The 18162-nt window shown below is 48.0% G+C and carries 15 protein-coding genes; 8 read left to right on the forward strand and 7 right to left on the reverse strand.

The genetic code is table 11. From position 1 onward, the window contains the following. Nucleotides 1-293 precede the first annotated feature (293 nt). Nucleotides 294-896, reverse strand: a complete 603-nt coding sequence (locus tag ACOJUO_RS09930) for an outer membrane protein (RefSeq protein ID WP_422136562.1) — start codon at nucleotides 894-896, stop codon at nucleotides 294-296. Nucleotides 897-1324: 428 nt separating this feature from the next. Here ACOJUO_RS09930 and ACOJUO_RS09935 point away from each other — a divergent pair, with 428 nt between their 5' ends. Further along, nucleotides 1325-2677 (forward strand): aspartate/glutamate racemase family protein, encoded by a 1353-nt coding sequence (locus ACOJUO_RS09935; protein WP_422139692.1) that lies wholly within the window; start codon nucleotides 1325-1327, stop codon nucleotides 2675-2677. A gap of 84 nt (nucleotides 2678-2761) precedes the next feature. Further along, nucleotides 2762-3640, forward strand: coding sequence for a hypothetical protein (locus ACOJUO_RS09940; protein WP_422139693.1), 879 nt, complete (start codon nucleotides 2762-2764; stop codon nucleotides 3638-3640). Nucleotides 3641-3651: 11 nt separating this feature from the next. Here ACOJUO_RS09940 and ACOJUO_RS09945 read toward each other — a convergent pair whose 3' ends face one another. Beyond that, nucleotides 3652-3906 carry a hypothetical protein gene (locus ACOJUO_RS09945; protein ID WP_422136565.1) on the reverse strand — a complete coding sequence of 85 codons (255 nt, stop codon included), beginning with the start codon at nucleotides 3904-3906 and terminating at the stop codon, nucleotides 3652-3654. Nucleotides 3907-4233: 327 nt separating this feature from the next. On the opposite strand from ACOJUO_RS09945, the gene ACOJUO_RS09950 reads away from it, so the two are divergent. Continuing rightward, a complete protein-coding gene (locus ACOJUO_RS09950) occupies nucleotides 4234-5802 on the forward strand; it encodes a hypothetical protein (protein WP_422139694.1) in 1569 nt (522 codons plus the stop codon). A gap of 178 nt (nucleotides 5803-5980) precedes the next feature. Here ACOJUO_RS09950 and ACOJUO_RS09955 read toward each other — a convergent pair whose 3' ends face one another. The 5 genes from ACOJUO_RS09955 to ACOJUO_RS09975 all read right to left on the reverse strand — a co-directional run bounded on the left by ACOJUO_RS09955 (nucleotide 5981) and on the right by ACOJUO_RS09975 (nucleotide 12397). Then, nucleotides 5981-6241, reverse strand: coding sequence for a hypothetical protein (locus tag ACOJUO_RS09955; RefSeq protein ID WP_422136567.1), 261 nt, complete (start codon nucleotides 6239-6241; stop codon nucleotides 5981-5983). Nucleotides 6242-6243: 2 nt separating this feature from the next. Then, complete coding sequence (locus ACOJUO_RS09960; RefSeq protein ID WP_422139695.1) at nucleotides 6244-7536, reverse strand: lysine N(6)-hydroxylase/L-ornithine N(5)-oxygenase family protein; 1293 nt, start codon at nucleotides 7534-7536, stop codon at nucleotides 6244-6246. Continuing rightward, the gene (locus ACOJUO_RS09965; protein WP_422139696.1) at nucleotides 7533-9341 is read right to left on the reverse strand and encodes an IucA/IucC family protein; all 1809 of its coding nucleotides are present in this window, start codon (nucleotides 9339-9341) and stop codon (nucleotides 7533-7535) included. The genes ACOJUO_RS09960 and ACOJUO_RS09965 overlap by 4 nt, the downstream gene beginning before the upstream one ends. Beyond that, nucleotides 9338-10357, reverse strand: coding sequence for a GNAT family N-acetyltransferase (locus tag ACOJUO_RS09970; RefSeq protein WP_422136570.1), 1020 nt, complete (start codon nucleotides 10355-10357; stop codon nucleotides 9338-9340). The genes ACOJUO_RS09965 and ACOJUO_RS09970 overlap by 4 nt, the downstream gene beginning before the upstream one ends. 117 nt (nucleotides 10358-10474) lie before the next feature. After that, on the reverse strand, nucleotides 10475-12397 hold the full coding sequence (locus tag ACOJUO_RS09975) for an IucA/IucC family protein (protein WP_422139697.1): 1923 nt from the start codon (nucleotides 12395-12397) through the stop codon (nucleotides 10475-10477). A 101-nt stretch (nucleotides 12398-12498) separates the two neighbouring features. Between ACOJUO_RS09975 and ACOJUO_RS09980 the strand changes: the two genes are divergently transcribed. The 5 genes from ACOJUO_RS09980 to ACOJUO_RS10000 all read left to right on the forward strand — a co-directional run bounded on the left by ACOJUO_RS09980 (nucleotide 12499) and on the right by ACOJUO_RS10000 (nucleotide 18157). Beyond that, the gene (locus tag ACOJUO_RS09980) at nucleotides 12499-13794 is read left to right on the forward strand and encodes an MFS transporter (RefSeq protein ID WP_422139698.1); all 1296 of its coding nucleotides are present in this window, start codon (nucleotides 12499-12501) and stop codon (nucleotides 13792-13794) included. A 6-nt stretch (nucleotides 13795-13800) separates the two neighbouring features. Beyond that, entirely contained in the window at nucleotides 13801-14187 is a 387-nt protein-coding gene (locus tag ACOJUO_RS09985) for a hypothetical protein (protein ID WP_422139699.1), read from the forward strand. Nucleotides 14188-14415: 228 nt separating this feature from the next. Then, entirely contained in the window at nucleotides 14416-15246 is an 831-nt protein-coding gene (locus ACOJUO_RS09990; RefSeq protein WP_422139700.1) for an ABC transporter ATP-binding protein, read from the forward strand. Then, nucleotides 15246-16151: an iron-siderophore ABC transporter substrate-binding protein gene (locus tag ACOJUO_RS09995; RefSeq protein WP_422139701.1), complete on the forward strand. Its 906-nt coding sequence runs from the start codon at nucleotides 15246-15248 to the stop codon at nucleotides 16149-16151. The genes ACOJUO_RS09990 and ACOJUO_RS09995 overlap by 1 nt, the downstream gene beginning before the upstream one ends. Beyond that, nucleotides 16151-18157: an iron ABC transporter permease gene (locus ACOJUO_RS10000; protein WP_422139702.1), complete on the forward strand. Its 2007-nt coding sequence runs from the start codon at nucleotides 16151-16153 to the stop codon at nucleotides 18155-18157. Before ACOJUO_RS09995 ends, ACOJUO_RS10000 begins: the two co-directional genes overlap by 1 nt. The last annotated feature ends 5 nt before the right edge of the window (nucleotides 18158-18162 follow it).

The following is an 18162-nucleotide window of genomic DNA, read 5'->3' on the forward strand; positions in this document are numbered from 1 at the left end:
AATAGGGTGTCGCAAAAGTAGTGAAAAAGCGCAAGTTACAGGAAGTAGATGAGCATGCTGGGCCACCTTTTAACTAAACTCGTGAAATTCTCCATCCATACCTCCAAAGGTCAGGGTGTCCCCGTCGCTACGCTTCCGATGAGAGGCTATGGATAGAGAATTTCGCCCTTTCCGTTAAATGCAGCGTCCACGCTTCCTGTCGTCTTTTTCAGAGTCCTGAAAATGATCAAGCTGCAACATTAACTTACAGTCGGTTTGTCTGGTTTTTTGGTTGTTTGTTTATTCAGAAATTGTCAAAAACTATAGATGGCACTGAGAGACATCGAATGCGCTTCTGGTTTGTTTTCTACTTCGGCTCCATAGTCATAATCAATGTCATCGAACTGGCTATATCGGTATTCAGCCCTGAGTGACAGGGGGAGACCGGCTTCATTTTTAAATTCGACACCGAAGCCACCATGCCAGCCGGTAACCTTGTCATCCCCTTTATTCCCGTCAGAGGTTTTAGCTTCTGACTTTAATTTACTCATTCCGAAACGACCATAGACGTTTACAGTCTCACTGTAAGCGTGGCCTATAATCAGGCTTGCACCATATTCATCTTTAAACCGGACCTCTTCTTCAAAGGAACTCAACTTATACTCAGCCTTGGTTGTGTGATGGTTATATTCAGCCTCCAGTCCCACATACATAGCACGGTCAACAGGGAAGTTATAACCGACAAAAGCACCATAGATACTCCCCTGATTACCAAAAGAATCAATCTTCAGTGATCCGTACTCCATCTTACTGCTGATTGATTCATAGCCAGCTTTAGCGCCAATATAGAAACCCTCTTCAGATGCAAGCGCAGAACCTGCAAAGGTCAGGGCTATAGCTATCATGATTATTCTCATAATTACCTTCCTCAGTGTTGTTGACTAAACACCGCCATAAGTATGTGCTACCTGAATCTCAGTGTGGTTTTTTTACATTGCAAGACAGCATTGGATAAACCAATAAGCAAACCTCAAGGAATAAGTACTCAGCCATACGGAATCGAATATTTCTGGCTTATTGGGCAGGTGCTCTGCAAGGCGCAACGACGGGAACATAGCAAGCTATGTGACCAGAGTTGCAACGCATCACGACTGCATGGATGCAGGAGCTAGAGCAACGCAGGAGCAGTTGCCGCGAGTGCCTGAACAATAAGTCAGAAAATATGATTTCGTATGGTTGAGTACCTCATCGTTTCTGATAAAGATAATTCCCTGCAAGCCGAGAAAATTACAGGAGAAAATAAGCCGGGACACAAGGCAGCATGAAAATTGGTTCTCAAAAAAGCATGCCTTCGAACCCAGTCGAAAAGGTCAGTAGAAAGTCTTCAGCAAAGGCAAGCACGGGCCACACCAAAGGACGCAGCGTCACAACAACCGCCCTGGTAAAGCCGCCATATTTATCCCTCGGTGAAAAAGCAAAATCTTCAAATATCGTTCAGGCATTGAGAACGGTATTTTCCTTTGGATTAATAAAAGATCGAAATATTACGGTCGTTCAACCTGATGGCACCAAGCTCAAACAATCCATTAGCATCAACCAACTGGCCAGAGAAGGATATATTAGCGTTGACCAGAAGGCACAGTTGCTGGCTTTTCAAAGCAGTAGAGAGCGAGGAGAGAAACTGGCGGCAATTCTGCAAGAGGTTGATCAGCAACTGTTGTCCACTAAGCCGCAAAAGAGTGAAACTGAGCATGACTGGACCCGGCGAGTGATTTCCGAACACAGTATTCAGCCAAGAAAAAAATACTGTCAACAACGGATCAGTCTTGAAATAGAGCCTGACCAGATAAGCTATTACAACGATCTACAGCAAACCATCGCAAAGCTCATCCCTAAGGAAAGCCAAAGGCCAACCATCGACCTTCATATCGTTGGTAAATCCGCTCGAAAAAACAATTGCCAACCTAGCCAGCTGGGGGTTCTTGGCGGTATGGGTCCGCTGTCAGATGCCAAAATAGTGACCAGAGCTTTGGATGATTTTTTCACAAAAGGAGGAGATAAAGATCATCTGGTAATGAACCTGTTTTCCTGCCCACCACCCCGGACCTTGTGGGAAGTGATTGCCAGTGGTTCCAGCTTCATAGATAACATTCGAACATTTGCAGCCCGTCGGCACCGGAGCTACGTAATAGCCAGTAATGCGGCACATGCCAAATGCCCCACATTAAAAAAACTGGGCATAAAGCCACTTTTGCATCTGGTGGATCAGATAGCGAGCAGAATTGCAAAAGATCAGGTGCCCTCTAAAAACACGACGACATTGGTTCTGGAAACGACGCAAGCTTATAAAAACAAACTTTATTCTCTGACTCTCAGGCAGCAGGGGGTAGATTCGATTAACCTGTCACAAACTGACCAGAAAGTTTTGCAACAGCTGATAGATCATACAAAGAGAACGGGGGGGAGCGATAAGCAGGAGGAGCTGTCTTCGATGATCCGTCAATACGTCAACAGTGAGAGAAAGGCGGGCAGGGAAGTGGGGCACGTGCTGTTAGGTTGCACAGAGCTACCAATGGCTCTGGGTAAAGAAAAAATGGAAGAACTCGAAGCAGAGTTACAGGTTAACCTTGTGAATACGGAGGCCGTATTCGCCGAAATATTCGCCGATAAGCTAACTGAGGCATATGTTGAAATCTGACCGAATGTTTTTTCGTGTGAGGGGGTTAAAACGAAGCTAACCTTAACACGCTTAACTCTCCTAAGGTTTAAGAAGTTCAAGCTCATGAATCACGCAAAATTTTTTAAAAGTCTTTTATTGTTCGTGCTGTCGTGTTTCGCAGGGATGCAAGTGGCTAATGCGGAGCTTAACAGTCACGCTAAGGAGCACGACGGCGTCCCCTTGTCTGTGTATAGTGCTGACTGCCCCCACAACCAGATATGCACTGGTGATATCGTGCAGATTGGCATGGCTGATTTCAGTGCGCATAGTGATATTACCATGGTCCATACTATGGTTCATGTCGCCAAGAACGCATATGACCTGTCGGAAGGTTACACTCAGATGGCTAGCATCGGATCGTTCTTGAATGGTTTCTACTATCGGGTAAAACCCGGTAAGACTTATTACTTCAGGGCTACCTACTCCTACAGAGAATCAAGTGGTCACTTGGGACGCGTCACCCGGGATTTATATTTTAAATCCAGAGATGATTCCCACAATCCGGGCGGATACGGTGAAGATGGACCCATATACGCAGGCGATCCTGGAACCATAGGGCTTCCGTCGATACCAAAATGCCACAGTGGAACGGCAGGGGAATTCTGTGCCAACCAGGTAGTGCACATCTTCTGGAATAATAATCGTGGTCAGGAAGCACGCGTAATTGATGTTGACCTTTACATTGACGGCCAACACACCAAACACGGAGACGGACCCTACTATGGAGGCAATTTCCAGGACTTCTACTATGTACTGCCTGACTCGAAATACAGCGGAGTACCGGTGAGGTTCCAGGTTACTTGGAAAGTTTGGGGCTGGGACTCCTCTGCTCACTTTGAAAACTCGCAAATACTGGTAAGCAAATATACGCCAGAACGGGCCTCTGCATGCAAACTAAATGACCATTGGCTGAAATGCCAAGATCATTCATCTGGTCGCTAGCTTATAAGTATTCAGCCATACGGAATTGGCTCGTTCCCACGCTCCAGAGGGTGTCGCAAAACTCCAACAGCTCGTTCCCATGCTCTGAGTTCGTCATTCCCGCGAAGGCGGGAATCCAGCGCCAACGATGGATTTCTCCCTTCTCGGGGAGGACAAGGCCAGGGGAGCACCGGGCAGTATGGTTCTGGTGGTGAGTCAGTGTGGATTCCCGCCTTCGCGGGAATGACGACTTCAGAGCGTGAGAACGAGCTGTTGAAGTTTCGCAACACCCTCCCCAGCGTGGGAATGCATATCAGACTGACAGATCACTTGAAATTAAACATGGGAACGAGTCAATTAAAGAAGTTATCCCAGAGTCAGGAAAATCTGAGCTTTTTGTCTAGAATAATCCTTTTTCTTCTATTGGAGCTTGTTTATCAATAATGAAGAATATGTGCTGTGTCTTTATTTATGGCAGCATTATTTTGTCAGCTGGCAGCCAGGCTGCAATTTCTTACGTTTCGTCAATGATCTCTGGCGTTGGCATTGAGGCGATTTTTTCCTCTTTTTTATCCGACCCTATTCGTTTGCCCAAGACTAAGGTTGTTCCGCTTTTGTTGTTTCAGAAGGGAAAAAAAGGTTCGATAGTCAGTTCGACTGTCTCTGAATGGGGAGGATTACAGCCAGATAAAGGAACGGTGTTTTCTGCCTATCCATTCGAATTAAACCGTTTTGGCAACGAAAACAGGGAACAGTCTAAAACCGATGTTAAATCACCATCACCGCAGCATAAGCGACAAAGTAAAAAGCAAAGTAATAAAGGGCAGAGTAGTTCTGGCTATTCAGATTCCTCAAGCTCTGGTGCAGCATCAGCATCGGCTTTCGGAAACGATGAGAGTTATGTCAGGCATCTTGAAAAACTGAAAGAAATACTTAAGGCTGCTGAAAAGTCATTGAAAACAATGGATCAGAAAAAAAATATTGATGACTTTTATGCAGAATTGCAGGAATTGTATCGGGCAAACCCCAATCTTTTGGAAGAAAAAGGTTTCCTGGAGAACAAGGAATACCGTTGGAAAGGGATTTTGAGGCTGCTTCAGCTTCATTTTCCCGGAAAGCTGGAAAAAGGTGAATTGACACATATTTCATTAGACTATCCTGCGTTTAAGACATTGCCAGCAGTCTTAATCAGATTATTTACCGAAGTTGTGCTCCCTGAGTCTGAGTTACCTGAAGGGTTGCCCAACTATGAGCCAGCTGACAGACTTGTGGGTACTGCCAAGCCGAACATTATAAAACTCATGAATGTTTATCTTGGTTCCCATCAGTGTCTTCGTCAGCTACTTGCATTGTTTATAACCCAGCTGCCATTCATTACTGTAGAAGAACCAAAAAATTATGTTTTTCAGGATAAAACAGGTCATGTCTGTGTTGTTTCTACCAGGAGAAATAGTGAAGGGCATTATCAGTTTTTTTTCGTTGATAGTCTGAGTATTTTTAAGCGCTTTCAGGCAGAAAAAACTTATTCACCCATGTCGCATTTTGTCAGTTTAGCGTTGACGCTGGCGATAAAATATCACGGCTTCACTGATTCCCGTTTTTATTTTCTGCCTCGACGCCAGGTTACTGACTTTGGTTGTGAGTCATTTATGATGCACGATTTGGAAACATTGTTGGAATTCCCTGTCTTGGATCAAAACGTTTATTATGCGGACAAAGAACCCCTTACTAAAGACATTACAATGTCGTTTTTTTTGCAGATAATGTATCTGGAGTCGGCCAAACAATTGGGTCGATTAGTAATTAATGGTGAGATTAAGGACTTTATCGAAACAGCAGACAAACCTGCCTTTGATGCGCTGGACCTCGACTTCTTTATTGTTATGGCGCTCCGAACCTGGAAGGAATCGGGGTTGGAACCAGATTTGGTTCAATTGTATCAGTTACGCCAGTTTCCTCTGAGGTTTGCATACCTGACCCAGGGACAGCAGAACCTGAATCGGTTGCTGGAGCAATTTCCTGAAGAATGTCAAAAGGAGGTGAAGCAGGTGATCGATGAAACTCGGGGCCTGTTAACCGTCGATGGAACTCTCCGTAACAACGTGAATCTGGCTGCTACTCTACTGTCGATGAAATTAAATATTGAGTTGTTGGACAGGGACTGCCAGGGGCAGAGAAAATAAATCAGCGATGGCCGCAGTTATTGCCTATAACAAAGGAGCAGAGAGATTAATTGTACTTAGGAGAAGGCGTTTTTTTTAGCATAATTGGTCATAGCAAACTTTACTTTCATACGATTGAAGCAATCATTAATGCCTACGGAAATTATATTGGAATGCCTCTCAAGTACTATGAGGTAATTTATAGAAATGATGAACCACCGCCTCCTCCTTCCGCAGGAGCAGCTTCAGCCATGTAACAGGGGATATACGGACATAAAGATCCCGGTAATCGTTCAACAAAGTCATGAAGTTCATTTGCGCGACGGAGTTCGGGAGCCGAGGTGGTAGACGGGTTTTTACTGAGTGCAGGAATGAACTGGATGACGATCAGTAAAACAGCAATGACGCCGACCAGTCCTACAAAATAATTACCCGTCTTTTTCAGGGTCGTTGAAAACAAATTTACCACCCAATCAAACTGCCTGGTTGACTGATTGAGAAAACTTCCCGCTTTGTCAGATCATTGATGATGCTTGCTGATCGCCAAGCGGTCAGACTCAGTTGTGGCTCCGCAATACCATGACTGTGCAGACCTGCGTTGAGTGCGTAAATGCGTCTGTTGTCCGGACCATCCCAATCAACGGCAAAGCTGGAAGAAAGTTTGAAACGCTGGTGTTCGTCAAGGTTCAATCTGGACTGAATTGGCTCCAGATAGCGGGGCAGTAGATTCTGAAAACCTGTACAAAGAATGACGATATCAGCAGAGAGCACTTCATCCTCTGAAGACAGCGAATTGGTGAGCTTGAGGTCGTAAAAGCCACTCGAAGATTCAGACATGGCCGTGAGGGTCCGGTCAGGCAGCAGTTTCCAGTTTACCTGACTCCGAGACAAGTAGGTGCGGTCATAAAGTTCCCGGTAGATTTCTAGCAGGTATGCAGGCGTAATGCCGTCGCTGGCCAGCTTCTGATATTTGACAATGGTTTCTTTTTTTTCCTCAGGCAGGGATAAAAAGCGGCTAACATAGCCGGGCGTAAAATATTCATTGGTAAATGGACTTTCATCCAGAGGCTCAAAGCTGGCCCGGCGGGAAATCCACTGAATCTCATCAGCTTTACCCCATTGTTCACGCAGACAGTTAAGGAAGACTTCTGCACCCGTCTGGCCGCCCCCAATAACGGCAACCTTTTTGTTGCGAAGATCAGGCTGGCGGGTCATCAGTTCGCTGGCATGGAAGCAATGCCTACCCACCATAGCTCTAGCGCAATCAGGTATGCAGGGTACTTTGCCTGTTCCCAGACATAGATTACGAGCTTTAACCTTCTCCTTGTCCGAGCGCAGCACGAAGCTACCCTCTTCAAAGCTGACTTCCCTGATCTGCGAGTCAAACTGCAAAGACTCCAGGTTTTCTGCGACCCAGTTCATGTATTCGACAAATTCGCTGCGGCTGATCACCATCTTTTCAGTGGCTAAAAAAGAATAAAACCGTCCCTTTTCCACCAGGAATGACAAGAAAGACCAGCGACTGGTGGGTTGTACGGCAGTTACCAGATCTTTCAGGCAGGAGGTCTGCATATGAGCACCAGGCAACATAAGCCCCGGGTGCCAACCGAAGGCGGGTCTTTTGTCAAAGAAACGGACCTTTAGCTCGGGAAGACTGTCCAGCAGTGCTGCAAGACTCAGGTTGAACGGGCCAGATCCCAGTCCGGCCAGATCCAGAGGGGCGGTTTCATCTTGGTAGTGTGTAAACTTCATCATTCTTCCCTGAGTGTTATTGCCAGAGGGTTCTTGAGAGGGGTTCCCAGTTCTGGCAGAGGGCGTTCGCTGGTGTCGCCATAGCCGAGTTTGAAACGAACCCGGTTCAGACAAACCCGGGCCATTTCCGGTGTGAACAGATCAAACAGTTTGAAGCGATTTTCCAGTTCGGGATGTGCCTTTATATACGACTTAAGTTGTTCACCCAGTAACTGGTAGAAACGGGACTCGGAAAAGCCTTTTTCAGCCAGACAGGCAGAGATAAAGCGAAGAACGGTCACAAAGTGACCGGTCTGCAAGTCGTGAATAAGGTGAGCAGCAGGCAGGCGAGCAGTGACTGAAAGGGCGTAATCACTCAGAGTGTCAAGTTCAGGGAAGTCCTGATCGATCAGTCTCAGGTCACCCTGAAAATCCTTCAGCGCTACTCTGACTGGCAGATGATTATCCAGAACCAGAGTAATATTCTGGCCATGAGCCACCAGACCAACACCGTATTTACACAGCAGGTGATAAAGAGGAACCACCACCAGATCAAAAAGCTTTGATAACCACTGTTCTGTTGTTAATCCCGAACGATGAATGTACTCGCAAATCAATGGATAGCCATAGCCGTCTTTCTGGAACAGGGTAGAGATCAGGATAGTCCGTTCCGATTCTTCGGTTTTAGCGTGAACACTCTGGCGCCAGATGCAGCCCAGCATTTCATGATAACGGTAGGGAGCATCCGCTATCTGTTGGAACTGAGGGTTTGGATAAAAAGCCCCGGCAGGCTCTTCCAGAATAATGGTTCTGCGGTTGCACAGGGTTGGATCAGACGCAGCTATTTCAGAGAGCCAGCTCGAAACCATGGGACCTGCCTGGATATATCGACCGGGAATACCCCGGTAGCAGGAGGTATTTAAAATGGAGAGTGGCAGTTTGATGTTCAGTTGCTCTGGTCGCTTCTTATTGGACAAAGTTCGAAGAGACTGTTGTGGAAGCATGGGGTCTCCATAGCTTCCCAGATGAACGATGTGACCTGCAGCAATTTCAGAAGCGAACAGGTTGACCAGACGGTTGCGCCATTGCCAGGGGTGCACCGGCATAAGGAAAAAGTGGCTTGAATCAATATTGAGTTGACGACATCTGGCGTACAGCTCTGCCTGCTCCCTGCTGTTAAGAACAGCGCTGATCAGATCATTTTCCTGAAGGTCGACGGCCAGAGAGAGCCTACAGTTTTCACGGCTCAATGCCACCCACTCAAGTTGGATTTCGGGCAGAAACTCAGTGGCGTAATCCTGATAATCCTCCTGTCCCCAGCCGAGGCGTCCTTTGCTGACGGTGACTTTGGGATGGCCATCCAGATAACATTGCAGTTCGTCATCCTCCAGCTCGATCAGTTCGGCTGCACTTTTCTGGTGATAGTTTTTCTGAACCTGTACCTCGGCCATTAGCGTATTGGCCAGTTCTTCGAGGAAGTTTGCCAGTGTTGTTGAGTCCAGTCCCAGCTCCTCCCTGGCGTCTATAAAAAACTGACTGACTTCCAGCGCTGAGTCGATGCAACTGTCCAGATAGCTACGGGAAATGGACGCAGTATCCACTATTAATTGATCCCAGATGGTTCTCCAAGCATAAAAGCGATAGTTCACGCCGCTTTTCAGTTCAAGGATAAACAGTCCGCCACTCACTTCTTCAGGAGCAATTGCTTTGGGGATGATGGCTTCTTCCCAGCTCAGCTCACTGAGTGTTTTTGCTAACAACCGACGGTTAGCTTTCTGCCAGAACTCAAGGCACTGATTGACAGGTAAAGCCGTAACAGCCTGATTCATAACCGGATCTCCTGGAAGAAACTCTCCCGGTAACAGTTGACCAGTGCCGCACGTTTGTGAGGGAAGTCAAACTCTTTGACCAATGACCAGCCAGCGGGACTCAACAGCTTCAGCAATCTCTTGTTGTCAGCTCTGGGCTCTCCCACCAGACGAGTCGTTCGGGGCTCGTCCAGGAACAGGAAGTGAGTAATGCACTTTGTCCAGCTGTTGGAATATCTCTCGCCCAGAAATTCCAGATTCCCTACCAGAAGGTGAAAGCCACGATCCCAGGGCTGGCAATCGTAGTAGGGAGCAATACGGTCTTCCAGAGCCCAGTAGAGTTCGAAATACCCGAAAGGCTCACCGTTGATGCACCCGATCATTGGCCAGGTTCTCCGGTCTTTCAATGCTGACTGAAGATAGGCTGTCAGTTCTTCCCGGCTCTGGGCCATCTCCCAGAACTCTGCGACACGAGGCTGATTCATCCATTCATGGAAGAGATCAAGATCCTGGTCCGGATCAAGGGTTCTGAAGGAGACAGTGAGGTCATTTTGATAGTCATAACGCTTATAAACGACACCTTTAGGCTGTTCCTGACGAAGTGGATGCGTGACAGCTTTTTCGTTTTCAGTCCAGATTTCAGGTATCGTCTGATGATCTCTCTGATAGTGCCAGAGTGTTCGGTCCTGATAGAGGCCTGAGCGATAACAGGTAGCTTCCTTTGAGCTTTCTTTATGGCTGTGTATCAGCTGATTATCTTGAAGCCTTTCAGCCAACGAAGCTGCAACCTGAATTTGGAAGAGATCCGGATTGCGGGAAAACAGGTAATCCAGACTGGCTGCAATAAGGTGATTGGGTACATTCTCAGGGAGATCGGATTCGTTAGCTGCAGTTATTAAGGCACTATCCTGCTCCGAGATTTTTAACAGCAGAGATTGATTGTTGTCATGCACCGTCAGGCTATTAGATGACAGTAATTGCAGAGAAATCTTGCAGTCTGATGCCCCTGGCAGGGTAATCGTTGTTATTTTAGTCATTGCTCTTCCGTAAGAGTGAGTCTGAGTAGCCTTGTGCGAAGAAAAACAAGGTGCGTCATGCTCAAATATGAAAATGGCATTGCAAAATGTTTTTCACGATAAAATTAATGGGGTGTATTACCGGACAACCTCACTGAATGCCTGCAAGGGGTTTCTCATGGAGTGATAGACATCCATCGGGTTCTTTAATGTGTTCTCGTTAATGTTGCAGTAGGTGCAGTAAAAGTTACCTTTTGACCAGAGCTCTCTGCTATCGAGCATGTAATCAAGGCAGCTGGTGTCCCGGCGGCCCTGCTTGCGCAGGTTGTCCAGAAAACGGTAGAGGGAGGACAGAAGCTCTTTCTCCGGAAGAATATTGCTGGCTCCCAACACGCTGATAACACCAAAGGTGGAATTAATCAGCAGATAGTAAGTAAATAGCCGGTTGCCAAGCTGTTCACTGACGTGGTGCTCTTTTTCTTCATCAGCCAGAGGCAGGTGTGCTTGCAAGAGTTCTCTGGCCAGGCGGCTGTACCCCGTGCCCTGACAGTCGCGGAAATAGACGGTTTCCGGGTAACCCTCTGGCATTCTGAGCAACAGGTTTTGTTGATGTGCGCCCATTAGCAGACCAAAGTCTGATTGAGCAACGATCATGGGCTCTAAAACTTTGGAAAGATATTTTCCAAACCACTTTTGTGCGACAGCTTCAGGCCTGGCCCTTTCCTTTACAGCTAATTCCCGGATCAGAGCAATCAGTCTGGGCTCACCTACCGGGTTGTCCTGGGTAAGACTGGCCAGTAACTCAGTGCACTGGTTGACGGTTTCCCGGTTGAAAGGATTTTCCCGAAGCACCATCATGGTTTCAGGCAGCACCTGGCCGTCTTCTCCCTTGATAGCGGCATGAGCCGGTTCGGTAATGATTTCGAAGTCCGGATAAAGGCTTTTCAAATCACTGCCTAAAGGCGTCTGGTATTTCACCTGATGGATTTCCTTGCCCCGAATCACTTCTTTGGGCAGCAGGTGACGTATCGAATTAGTCAGTTTGACGCTGAGTGAATACTTCAACATCAAGGAGGCGTGTATTCCATGGATCGCCCGTACTGAAGAAGTAGCACGCCATTGGCTACCATGCAGACCATAGTTAATAATTTGGCCTTCACTGAGCAACTGCCGTATATAAGCATTCTTTAACCATTGCTGAGCCTGCCAGGGGTGAGCGGGTAACAGGGTGTGGTGTTCGGGAATGTCTTCAGGAAAACGACCGGAGAACTCCGGATCTTCAGAAGCCAGTTGGCGAGTCAGTTCATGGAATGAATATTCATGAACACTGTCTGCTTCCAGCAGGTTGGCATCAATAGAAAACCAGTGCAGCTGGAAGCTGTTTCCGTATTCAGGAATATAGCGCTGTGAGTCTTCTGCGGTAAATTGATCGCGACTTTTGGGGGTAGGGTGAACGGAGTGACCTGCCAGCAGGGCTTGCTCTGAAGATTGAAAATCTGTGCAGCCGGAAAATAGTTGATCAAGTTCGTTTTTTCTTAATTCAAGAACAGACGCCATATTCTCAACGCTTCTTTTAACACGATTAAAAAACAGTTGTCTCTGCCCGGCGTCTCTGTTCCATAAAGCATTGTCTTTAACGATTAACTGAACACTTTCAGTGAAGGATAAATCAGTGATGGTGTTGTTTTTTTGGTTAACCAGGGCAATGGGTTTGCAGAACTGATGCCTGCCGCTGATGGATAAATATTTAATATAAATCAAAAGCCGACAGTCGCTTTTGTTCAAGGGGATTGAAGCAGTGGCTTCAGCGTCAACAGGCGGCTGCCAGTCTGAACTTATTGATTGACCACTCAACCACTTCTTGTGGCTACCAACAGGCTCTAATGACCAGTCTTTCCATTCCCTGAGCAAGGCATTAAAAAAGCAGCCAGCACTCAGGCTTTCTGCATGCTCATGACTATTGCAGTCGTACGTAAGCTCATGTCCGAACCTTTTATAGGATGAATCGTATACAGCTTTGATGGTTGTGGTTTCTAAAAGCGGTGTGGACACTGATTTCATTCTCCAGAATGATCTTATTATTCAGCACATAATTTGGAAGACCTTAATTACTGTTACGAGGATTTTATTTAAGGTCTGGCTCAATAGGGCTTGAATTGTAAATGAGAATTGTTATCATTTGCAACAGATCACAACAACAAACATCAACCATGCAACAAAATGAGCTTGGCCCTGTTATAGCAAAACCCGTTTATGAGACCGGAGACTCCATCAAAGAGTTCAGCCAGTTTGGGTCGGTATTTATGCTCGGTGCCGGGCAGACGACGCTATTGATCTGCCTGCCAGCCATTGCTGAAGAAACCGGTTTAGGTTATGGCCTGCTGACGGCCATGGTGGCACTGGGAACCTGTCTGTTTATTTTCACTTCGCCCCTGTGGGGAAGAATAAGTGACCGTTTTGGACGCAAGCGAGTGGTTCAGTCCGGGCTCTTTGGTTTTGCGGCCAGCTTTTTACTGCTGGCATTCGCGCTTCACGGTCTGGGCTCTGGTCTGCTGAGCAGAGAGTTGGCCATTGGTTTGATGTTTTTCGCCAGGACTATTTATGGTCTATTGGTATCGGGTTTGTATCCAGCGGTTCAGGCCTGGGTTATAGACGACAGTAATCATTCTAACAGACTGCCTGGTCTAAGCCGGATTACAGTCAGTATAAATGCCGGGCGTCTCATAGGTCCTGTGATTCCGGCAATGTTGATTTCCCAGGGCAGCCTGTTTCCTGTTTTAGCACTGGTAGTTTTTGCTATCCCCTTGCTAATACAGGTCTCAATATTAACCAATGACGAGCCTTCAGAAGTCAGGCAAGAAAAAGGTAGCGAAGAAAAGAACCCGTTCAGGCAAATGCTGAAATCACTCTGGCCTGTTTTGCTGGTGGCCTGCTCTGTAACAACGCTCTTTGGCCTGTTGCAGTACCTTATAGGTCCTATTTTGCAAGAGCGTTTTTCTTACGACGGAGTATCAGCATCAAGAGTACTTTCGATGCTCATGATGGTGGCCGCTTTTTCGACGGTGGTTGCTCATTTGTTGGTATCTCGTTTTGCTCAGGGCAGGCTGATTCTGTCATTAAAAGTCGGCAGCGTTTTATTACTGTTCGGTAGTTTCCTGCTGATCACCTCCACTCAACTGATATGCCTGATATTCGGACTGGTCTTCAGTGCCGCTTCGATTGCATTACTGACGCCTGCTTACACGACACTGGCGTCAGAACAGGTAGGTCAGCAGGGCGTTCTGACAGGAACCCTCGCTATGATTCATACCCTCGGATATACCATGGGAGCGCTTCTGGCCGGACTGGGAGGATCACTGGGCATTCAGATGGCAGAAGTTTTCTGCATTTTTCTGGCTGTTCTGCTTCTGATGATTTCCTTTTTATTAGTTGAATCTCCAAAGAAACGGAGTTGTTAGGTTTACATGAACTCAATTCAAATGGTGGGCTGGCCCATTGTCACAGTCAGCTTTAATCGCCCGGCCTGCGACGATGATGCTCGCCAATGGCTAGTCGACCTTTCTGAGCTGCTGGCAAGAGAGCAGCCATTCAGTCTCATTATTCAGGCAAAGCCCAACAGTGAGTTTTCACCGGAAGCCAGAAGAGAACTAGGGCTCTGGTTTAAAGAGAACAGGATAAAACTGGGGGCGTTTTGCCGTGGTATTGCCCGGGTTGTGCTTTCCGAACAGGAGGGTGACAGAGTGGTCAGTGACAACATGAAAAAGGCTATGCCTTTTCCCATGGTGTCCTGTCTCGATTTTGATCAGGCTCGTGACTGGGCGATTGAGCGGTGCCATCAAACGACAGTTTAAGCTTGATGGTGTAAATAATAACTATTATCATTCGCAACCATTGTCCATTGGTTGAGCCAATGGCTATCAGGATTGTACGACTGCATCAGGACAATATCAGGCAGTCTGAAATTGAAAAATAATTATTCAGTGAATGGTCAGTCCGGCTCAGCAGAGAGTCCGGGAGCTTGCTTCAGTTGTCTGACAGTAAAGCGATCACACTTCCACAGAACAAAAGAAACTGAGGCCATGGAGCAGACCCTAACGCTTGACCAGGCGTGTTTGCGGGTGGGAACAAAAACCATTCTGCAACCAACCCATCTTGACATCACGCCAGGAAAAATAACCGCTATTCTCGGACCCAATGGCTCGGGTAAGAGTAGCCTGCTGAAATTGCTCTCCGGTTTGCTTGAGCCCAGTGAAGGGCGGGTGCTTTTGGGAGGGCAGTTGTTGAAGTCACTCCACCGTAAAGAACTGGCTAAAAGCCTGGCGTTGTTGCCACAACACTCACCGGTTCCACTTGGTATGTCGGCAACGGATCTGGTGGCTTGTGGCCGATACCCCTATGCAGGTCCATTCGGGCGATTGAAAAAAGAGGATCACAGGGCCGTCAGTTCGGCACTCTCCAGAGTCGGTATGGATCATTATGCCGGTGAACTGGTTGATCATCTCTCCGGTGGTGAAATGCAGAGAGTCTGGCTGGCCATGGTGCTGGCCCAGGAAACCGGCATTTTACTTCTGGACGAGCCAACCTCATGGCTGGATATCGCTCATCAATTGCGCCTGCTGAATATTGTCAGACAGCTCAATGATGAAAAGCAGACCACCATTATCTGGGTACTTCACGACCTGAATCAGGCCCTTCAGTACAGCGACGAAATAGTGCTGATGGATCAGGGGCAGGTGATTAGAACAGGTGCAGCTACAAAGGTACTGGATAAGCGCATTATCTCGGATGTATTTGGGGTAGAGACCTGGGAAGTGCAATTGGAAGGAAGAAAAGAGTCGCTCTTTTTGCCCTTGGGTGAGCGTCAGGCTGAGCCCGTGATCCATCGTGTTTTGAGCAAGGAAGTCGCCTGATGTTTGCAGTCCTGAAAAAAAGCTGTTATTTCCTGCTGTTTACATCGGTAGCAGCGATGGCTTCAGTCACTGAACCCGATCTGGCCGAAACCCCGGAAAAGATTGCAGCACTGAACTGGACCCAGGCTGAAATGCTGCTCACCCTCGGTGTCGTACCTGCAGGGGTGACTTCCATAAAGGGTTATCGGGAGTGGCAGTCCGATGATCCGGTTATGCCGACAAGTGTTACCGAACTCGGGCAGAGAGCTGAGCCGGGTCTGGAAGCCATAGCGGCTCTCAAACCGGATCTTATTCTTGGCTATAAATGGCGTCATAGTCGTATAGTTTCAGAGCTTAAGAGCATTGCTCCAACCGTTCTTTATTCCCAGTACCCGAGCCAGAAAGATCCTTTGGATTATTTTCTGAGAATGCAGGGTATTTTTCGTTCAGTGGCACATATTCTGGGGCGCGAAGCTCTGGCAGAAAAGAGACTCAGGGAAATGGAGTCTGAGCTGGAACAGGCCCGCAATATGATCAAAGCAGCGGGACTCTCCGGCCAGAAAGTCGTTGTGGGTAAGTTTGTCGGTATGGGACTGGGACTTCGAGTCTACGGCGATTTGTCTCTGGCGGGTGCCATTGTTAACAGGATTGGTCTGGAAAACAGCTGGCACTCTTCATTACCCGGACGGGATTTTACCCATGTTGACCTCCTCAAACTGACCACTATTGGCGACGCCAGTCTGATCATTATTGGCAGTCAGCCCGAAAATCTGCCAACGATGGCGCAATCATCGGTTTGGAATGCCCTTCCGGCTGTTGAAGAAGGCCGGGTCTATTATCTGCCCGCACTCTGGTCATATGGTGGCCCTGAGTCGGCTGCTCGAATGGCCAAGGCTTTTGCCCGTTACCTGGCTCCGGAGGTGTGATGTTTATTCTGGAGTCTGTAAACAGTTTTTATGAAGGCGTTAAAAAGACGGCAGTGACATTGTTTTTGTTCATCCTTCTGGTCACTGTTTCCCTGACAGTGGGGCCTGCCGGCATTGATCTTAATTTGTTGAATGGATTGCCGTTCCTGCAGCAACCCGCCGATCATGCTATGGCCTCTGAAATAGTGACCTGGCTCCTTCTGCCAAGAACATTGATGGCATTGTTATGCGGTGCCGCACTGGGGGCAGCGGGTGTGTTGATTCAGGGAGCGACAAGAAATCCCTTTGCCAGTCCGGCAACACTGGGAGTGAACTCCGGGGCCATGCTCGCCGTAGTGCTGGGAACTGTTCTGTTGCCTGAACTGACCGACCAGTACCCAGTTGTTGTCGCCTTTTCGGGTGCTGCGCTTACCACTTTACTGGTGTTCAGGCTGGCCACAGCTATCAGTGATTCACCGGTTAACCTTGTTCTGATTGGTATGGCCATTACCCTGTCACTGGGTGCTCTCAGTGCCGGTATTCTGATGTTTTTCGAGAATCGTCTGGAGGGCCTGTACACCTGGGGGGCAGGGAATCTTGCCCAGTTTGACTATCAGGCTATCAACAGTAGCTGGCCGATCTTTACCCTGATGATTCTCTTTGCCACATTGCTGGCCCGACGTCTGGACCTGATTGAGTTGGGCAGAGATCAGGCCGAGAGTCTGGGGATAAATGTAAGACGAACCGTTGGCTTGTCGCTGGTGATTGCTCTGCTTTTGTCTGCCACTGTCGTCAGTCAGGTGGGAATGATCAGTTTTATTGGTCTGATTGCCCCGCACATTGCCCGTGGTCTTGGTTATCGCTCAGCATGGAAACGTCTGCTGGCGGCCAGCCTGACAGGTGCATTGCTGCTACTGGGTGCAGATGTGCTGGCCAGAATGATTCCTTTCCTGATGTCCGAAGCCCATTACAGTATCCCGGCCGGAGCCATGACAACGGTTGTCGGCGCACCTTTCATGATTTTCCTGTTGAGCCAGCGTAAAAGGATCAGCAATTTGGCCAGAGCACCCGGTGAGACAGGAATACGTGCTCTGTTTCACATGTCTCCGGTAAAAGTCCTCTGGGTTCTGCTGTCCTTAGTGCTGGTCGCTTTTTACTTCAGTCTGTTCAGCGGCCTTGACCGGTCCTGGATCGACCTGCGTTGGCCCAGAGTTTTAACGGCAGCTTTTGCCGGAGCTGCACTGGCTGTCTCTGGTCTGGTTCTTCAGACCCTGATGAGAAATCCTCTGGCCAGTCCCGATGTTTCTGGTCTGACGACCACGGGCGTTTTGTTTGTGGTCCTGGGCTCTGTCATGGTGCCTGGTCTTGAGCGTCTGGACTTGCTCATGCTGTCGATGTTTGGCAGTGGTTTTGCCCTGCTTCTTTTAATGGCCCTCAGTCGGATGACCGGGTTTAATCCCCAGCTTTTTGCCCTGGCTGGCCTCTGTCTTTCTGCGGTTTCGGCAACGCTGATCAGCGTAGTGATGGTGCTGGGCAGTAATCAGTCCAGCGAGGTGCTTGTATGGCTTTCAGGCAGTACCTATGCAGCCAGCAGTGAGTTGGTTTATCTGTTGTCTTCTGGTGTCTTAATCCTGATACCCATGTTTATGCTGATGTGGCGAAAGCTGGACATTCTTCAGTTGGGCGCCTCCTGGCCTTCCCTGCTGGGCATCAGAGTAAAGGCTTCAGTGTATCTGCTGATGCTGCTGGTCGCCCTTTTGAGTGCAACCAGTGTTGCGACAGTGGGGGGTATTTCTTTTATCGGGTTGATGGCGCCCCATATTTGCCGCGTCACCGGCATGTCAAGCCACAGACATCTGATTCCGGCTACTGCCATGACGGGCGCTTTGCTGCTGGTCATCAGTGACTGGCTATCACGATCGTTGATGGCTCCTTTTGAAATTCCTTCAGGTCTTCTGGTCTCAGGAGCCGGTGGTATTTATTTCATCCTTTTACTGCTCAGTGGTAAATACGTCCAAAGTCGTTAAATAAC

Origin of the sequence: Endozoicomonas sp. ALC020 (genome assembly GCF_049275935.1) — a bacterium.
Taxonomy (GTDB): domain Bacteria; phylum Pseudomonadota; class Gammaproteobacteria; order Pseudomonadales; family Endozoicomonadaceae; genus Endozoicomonas_A.

Bases quoted from the DNA above. Each gene is read 5' to 3' on its own strand.
- ACOJUO_RS09975 (WP_422139697.1), bottom strand. From the start codon at position 12,397: ATGAAATCAGTGTCCACACCGCTTTTAGAAACCACAACCATCAAAGCT.
- ACOJUO_RS09960 (WP_422139695.1), bottom strand. From the start codon at position 7,536: ATGATGAAGTTTACACACTACCAAGATGAAACCGCCCCTCTGGATCTG.
- ACOJUO_RS09930 (WP_422136562.1), bottom strand. From the start codon at position 896: ATGAGAATAATCATGATAGCTATAGCCCTGACCTTTGCAGGTTCTGCG.
- ACOJUO_RS09935 (WP_422139692.1), top strand. From the start codon at position 1,325: ATGCCTTCGAACCCAGTCGAAAAGGTCAGTAGAAAGTCTTCAGCAAAG.
- ACOJUO_RS09965 (WP_422139696.1), bottom strand. From the start codon at position 9,341: ATGAATCAGGCTGTTACGGCTTTACCTGTCAATCAGTGCCTTGAGTTC.
- ACOJUO_RS10000 (WP_422139702.1), top strand. From the start codon at position 16,151: ATGTTTATTCTGGAGTCTGTAAACAGTTTTTATGAAGGCGTTAAAAAG.
- ACOJUO_RS09940 (WP_422139693.1), top strand. From the start codon at position 2,762: ATGAATCACGCAAAATTTTTTAAAAGTCTTTTATTGTTCGTGCTGTCG.
- ACOJUO_RS09990 (WP_422139700.1), top strand. From the start codon at position 14,416: ATGGAGCAGACCCTAACGCTTGACCAGGCGTGTTTGCGGGTGGGAACA.
- ACOJUO_RS09980 (WP_422139698.1), top strand. From the start codon at position 12,499: ATGAGAATTGTTATCATTTGCAACAGATCACAACAACAAACATCAACC.
- ACOJUO_RS09985 (WP_422139699.1), top strand. From the start codon at position 13,801: ATGAACTCAATTCAAATGGTGGGCTGGCCCATTGTCACAGTCAGCTTT.
- ACOJUO_RS09970 (WP_422136570.1), bottom strand. From the start codon at position 10,357: ATGACTAAAATAACAACGATTACCCTGCCAGGGGCATCAGACTGCAAG.
- ACOJUO_RS09995 (WP_422139701.1), top strand. From the start codon at position 15,246: ATGTTTGCAGTCCTGAAAAAAAGCTGTTATTTCCTGCTGTTTACATCG.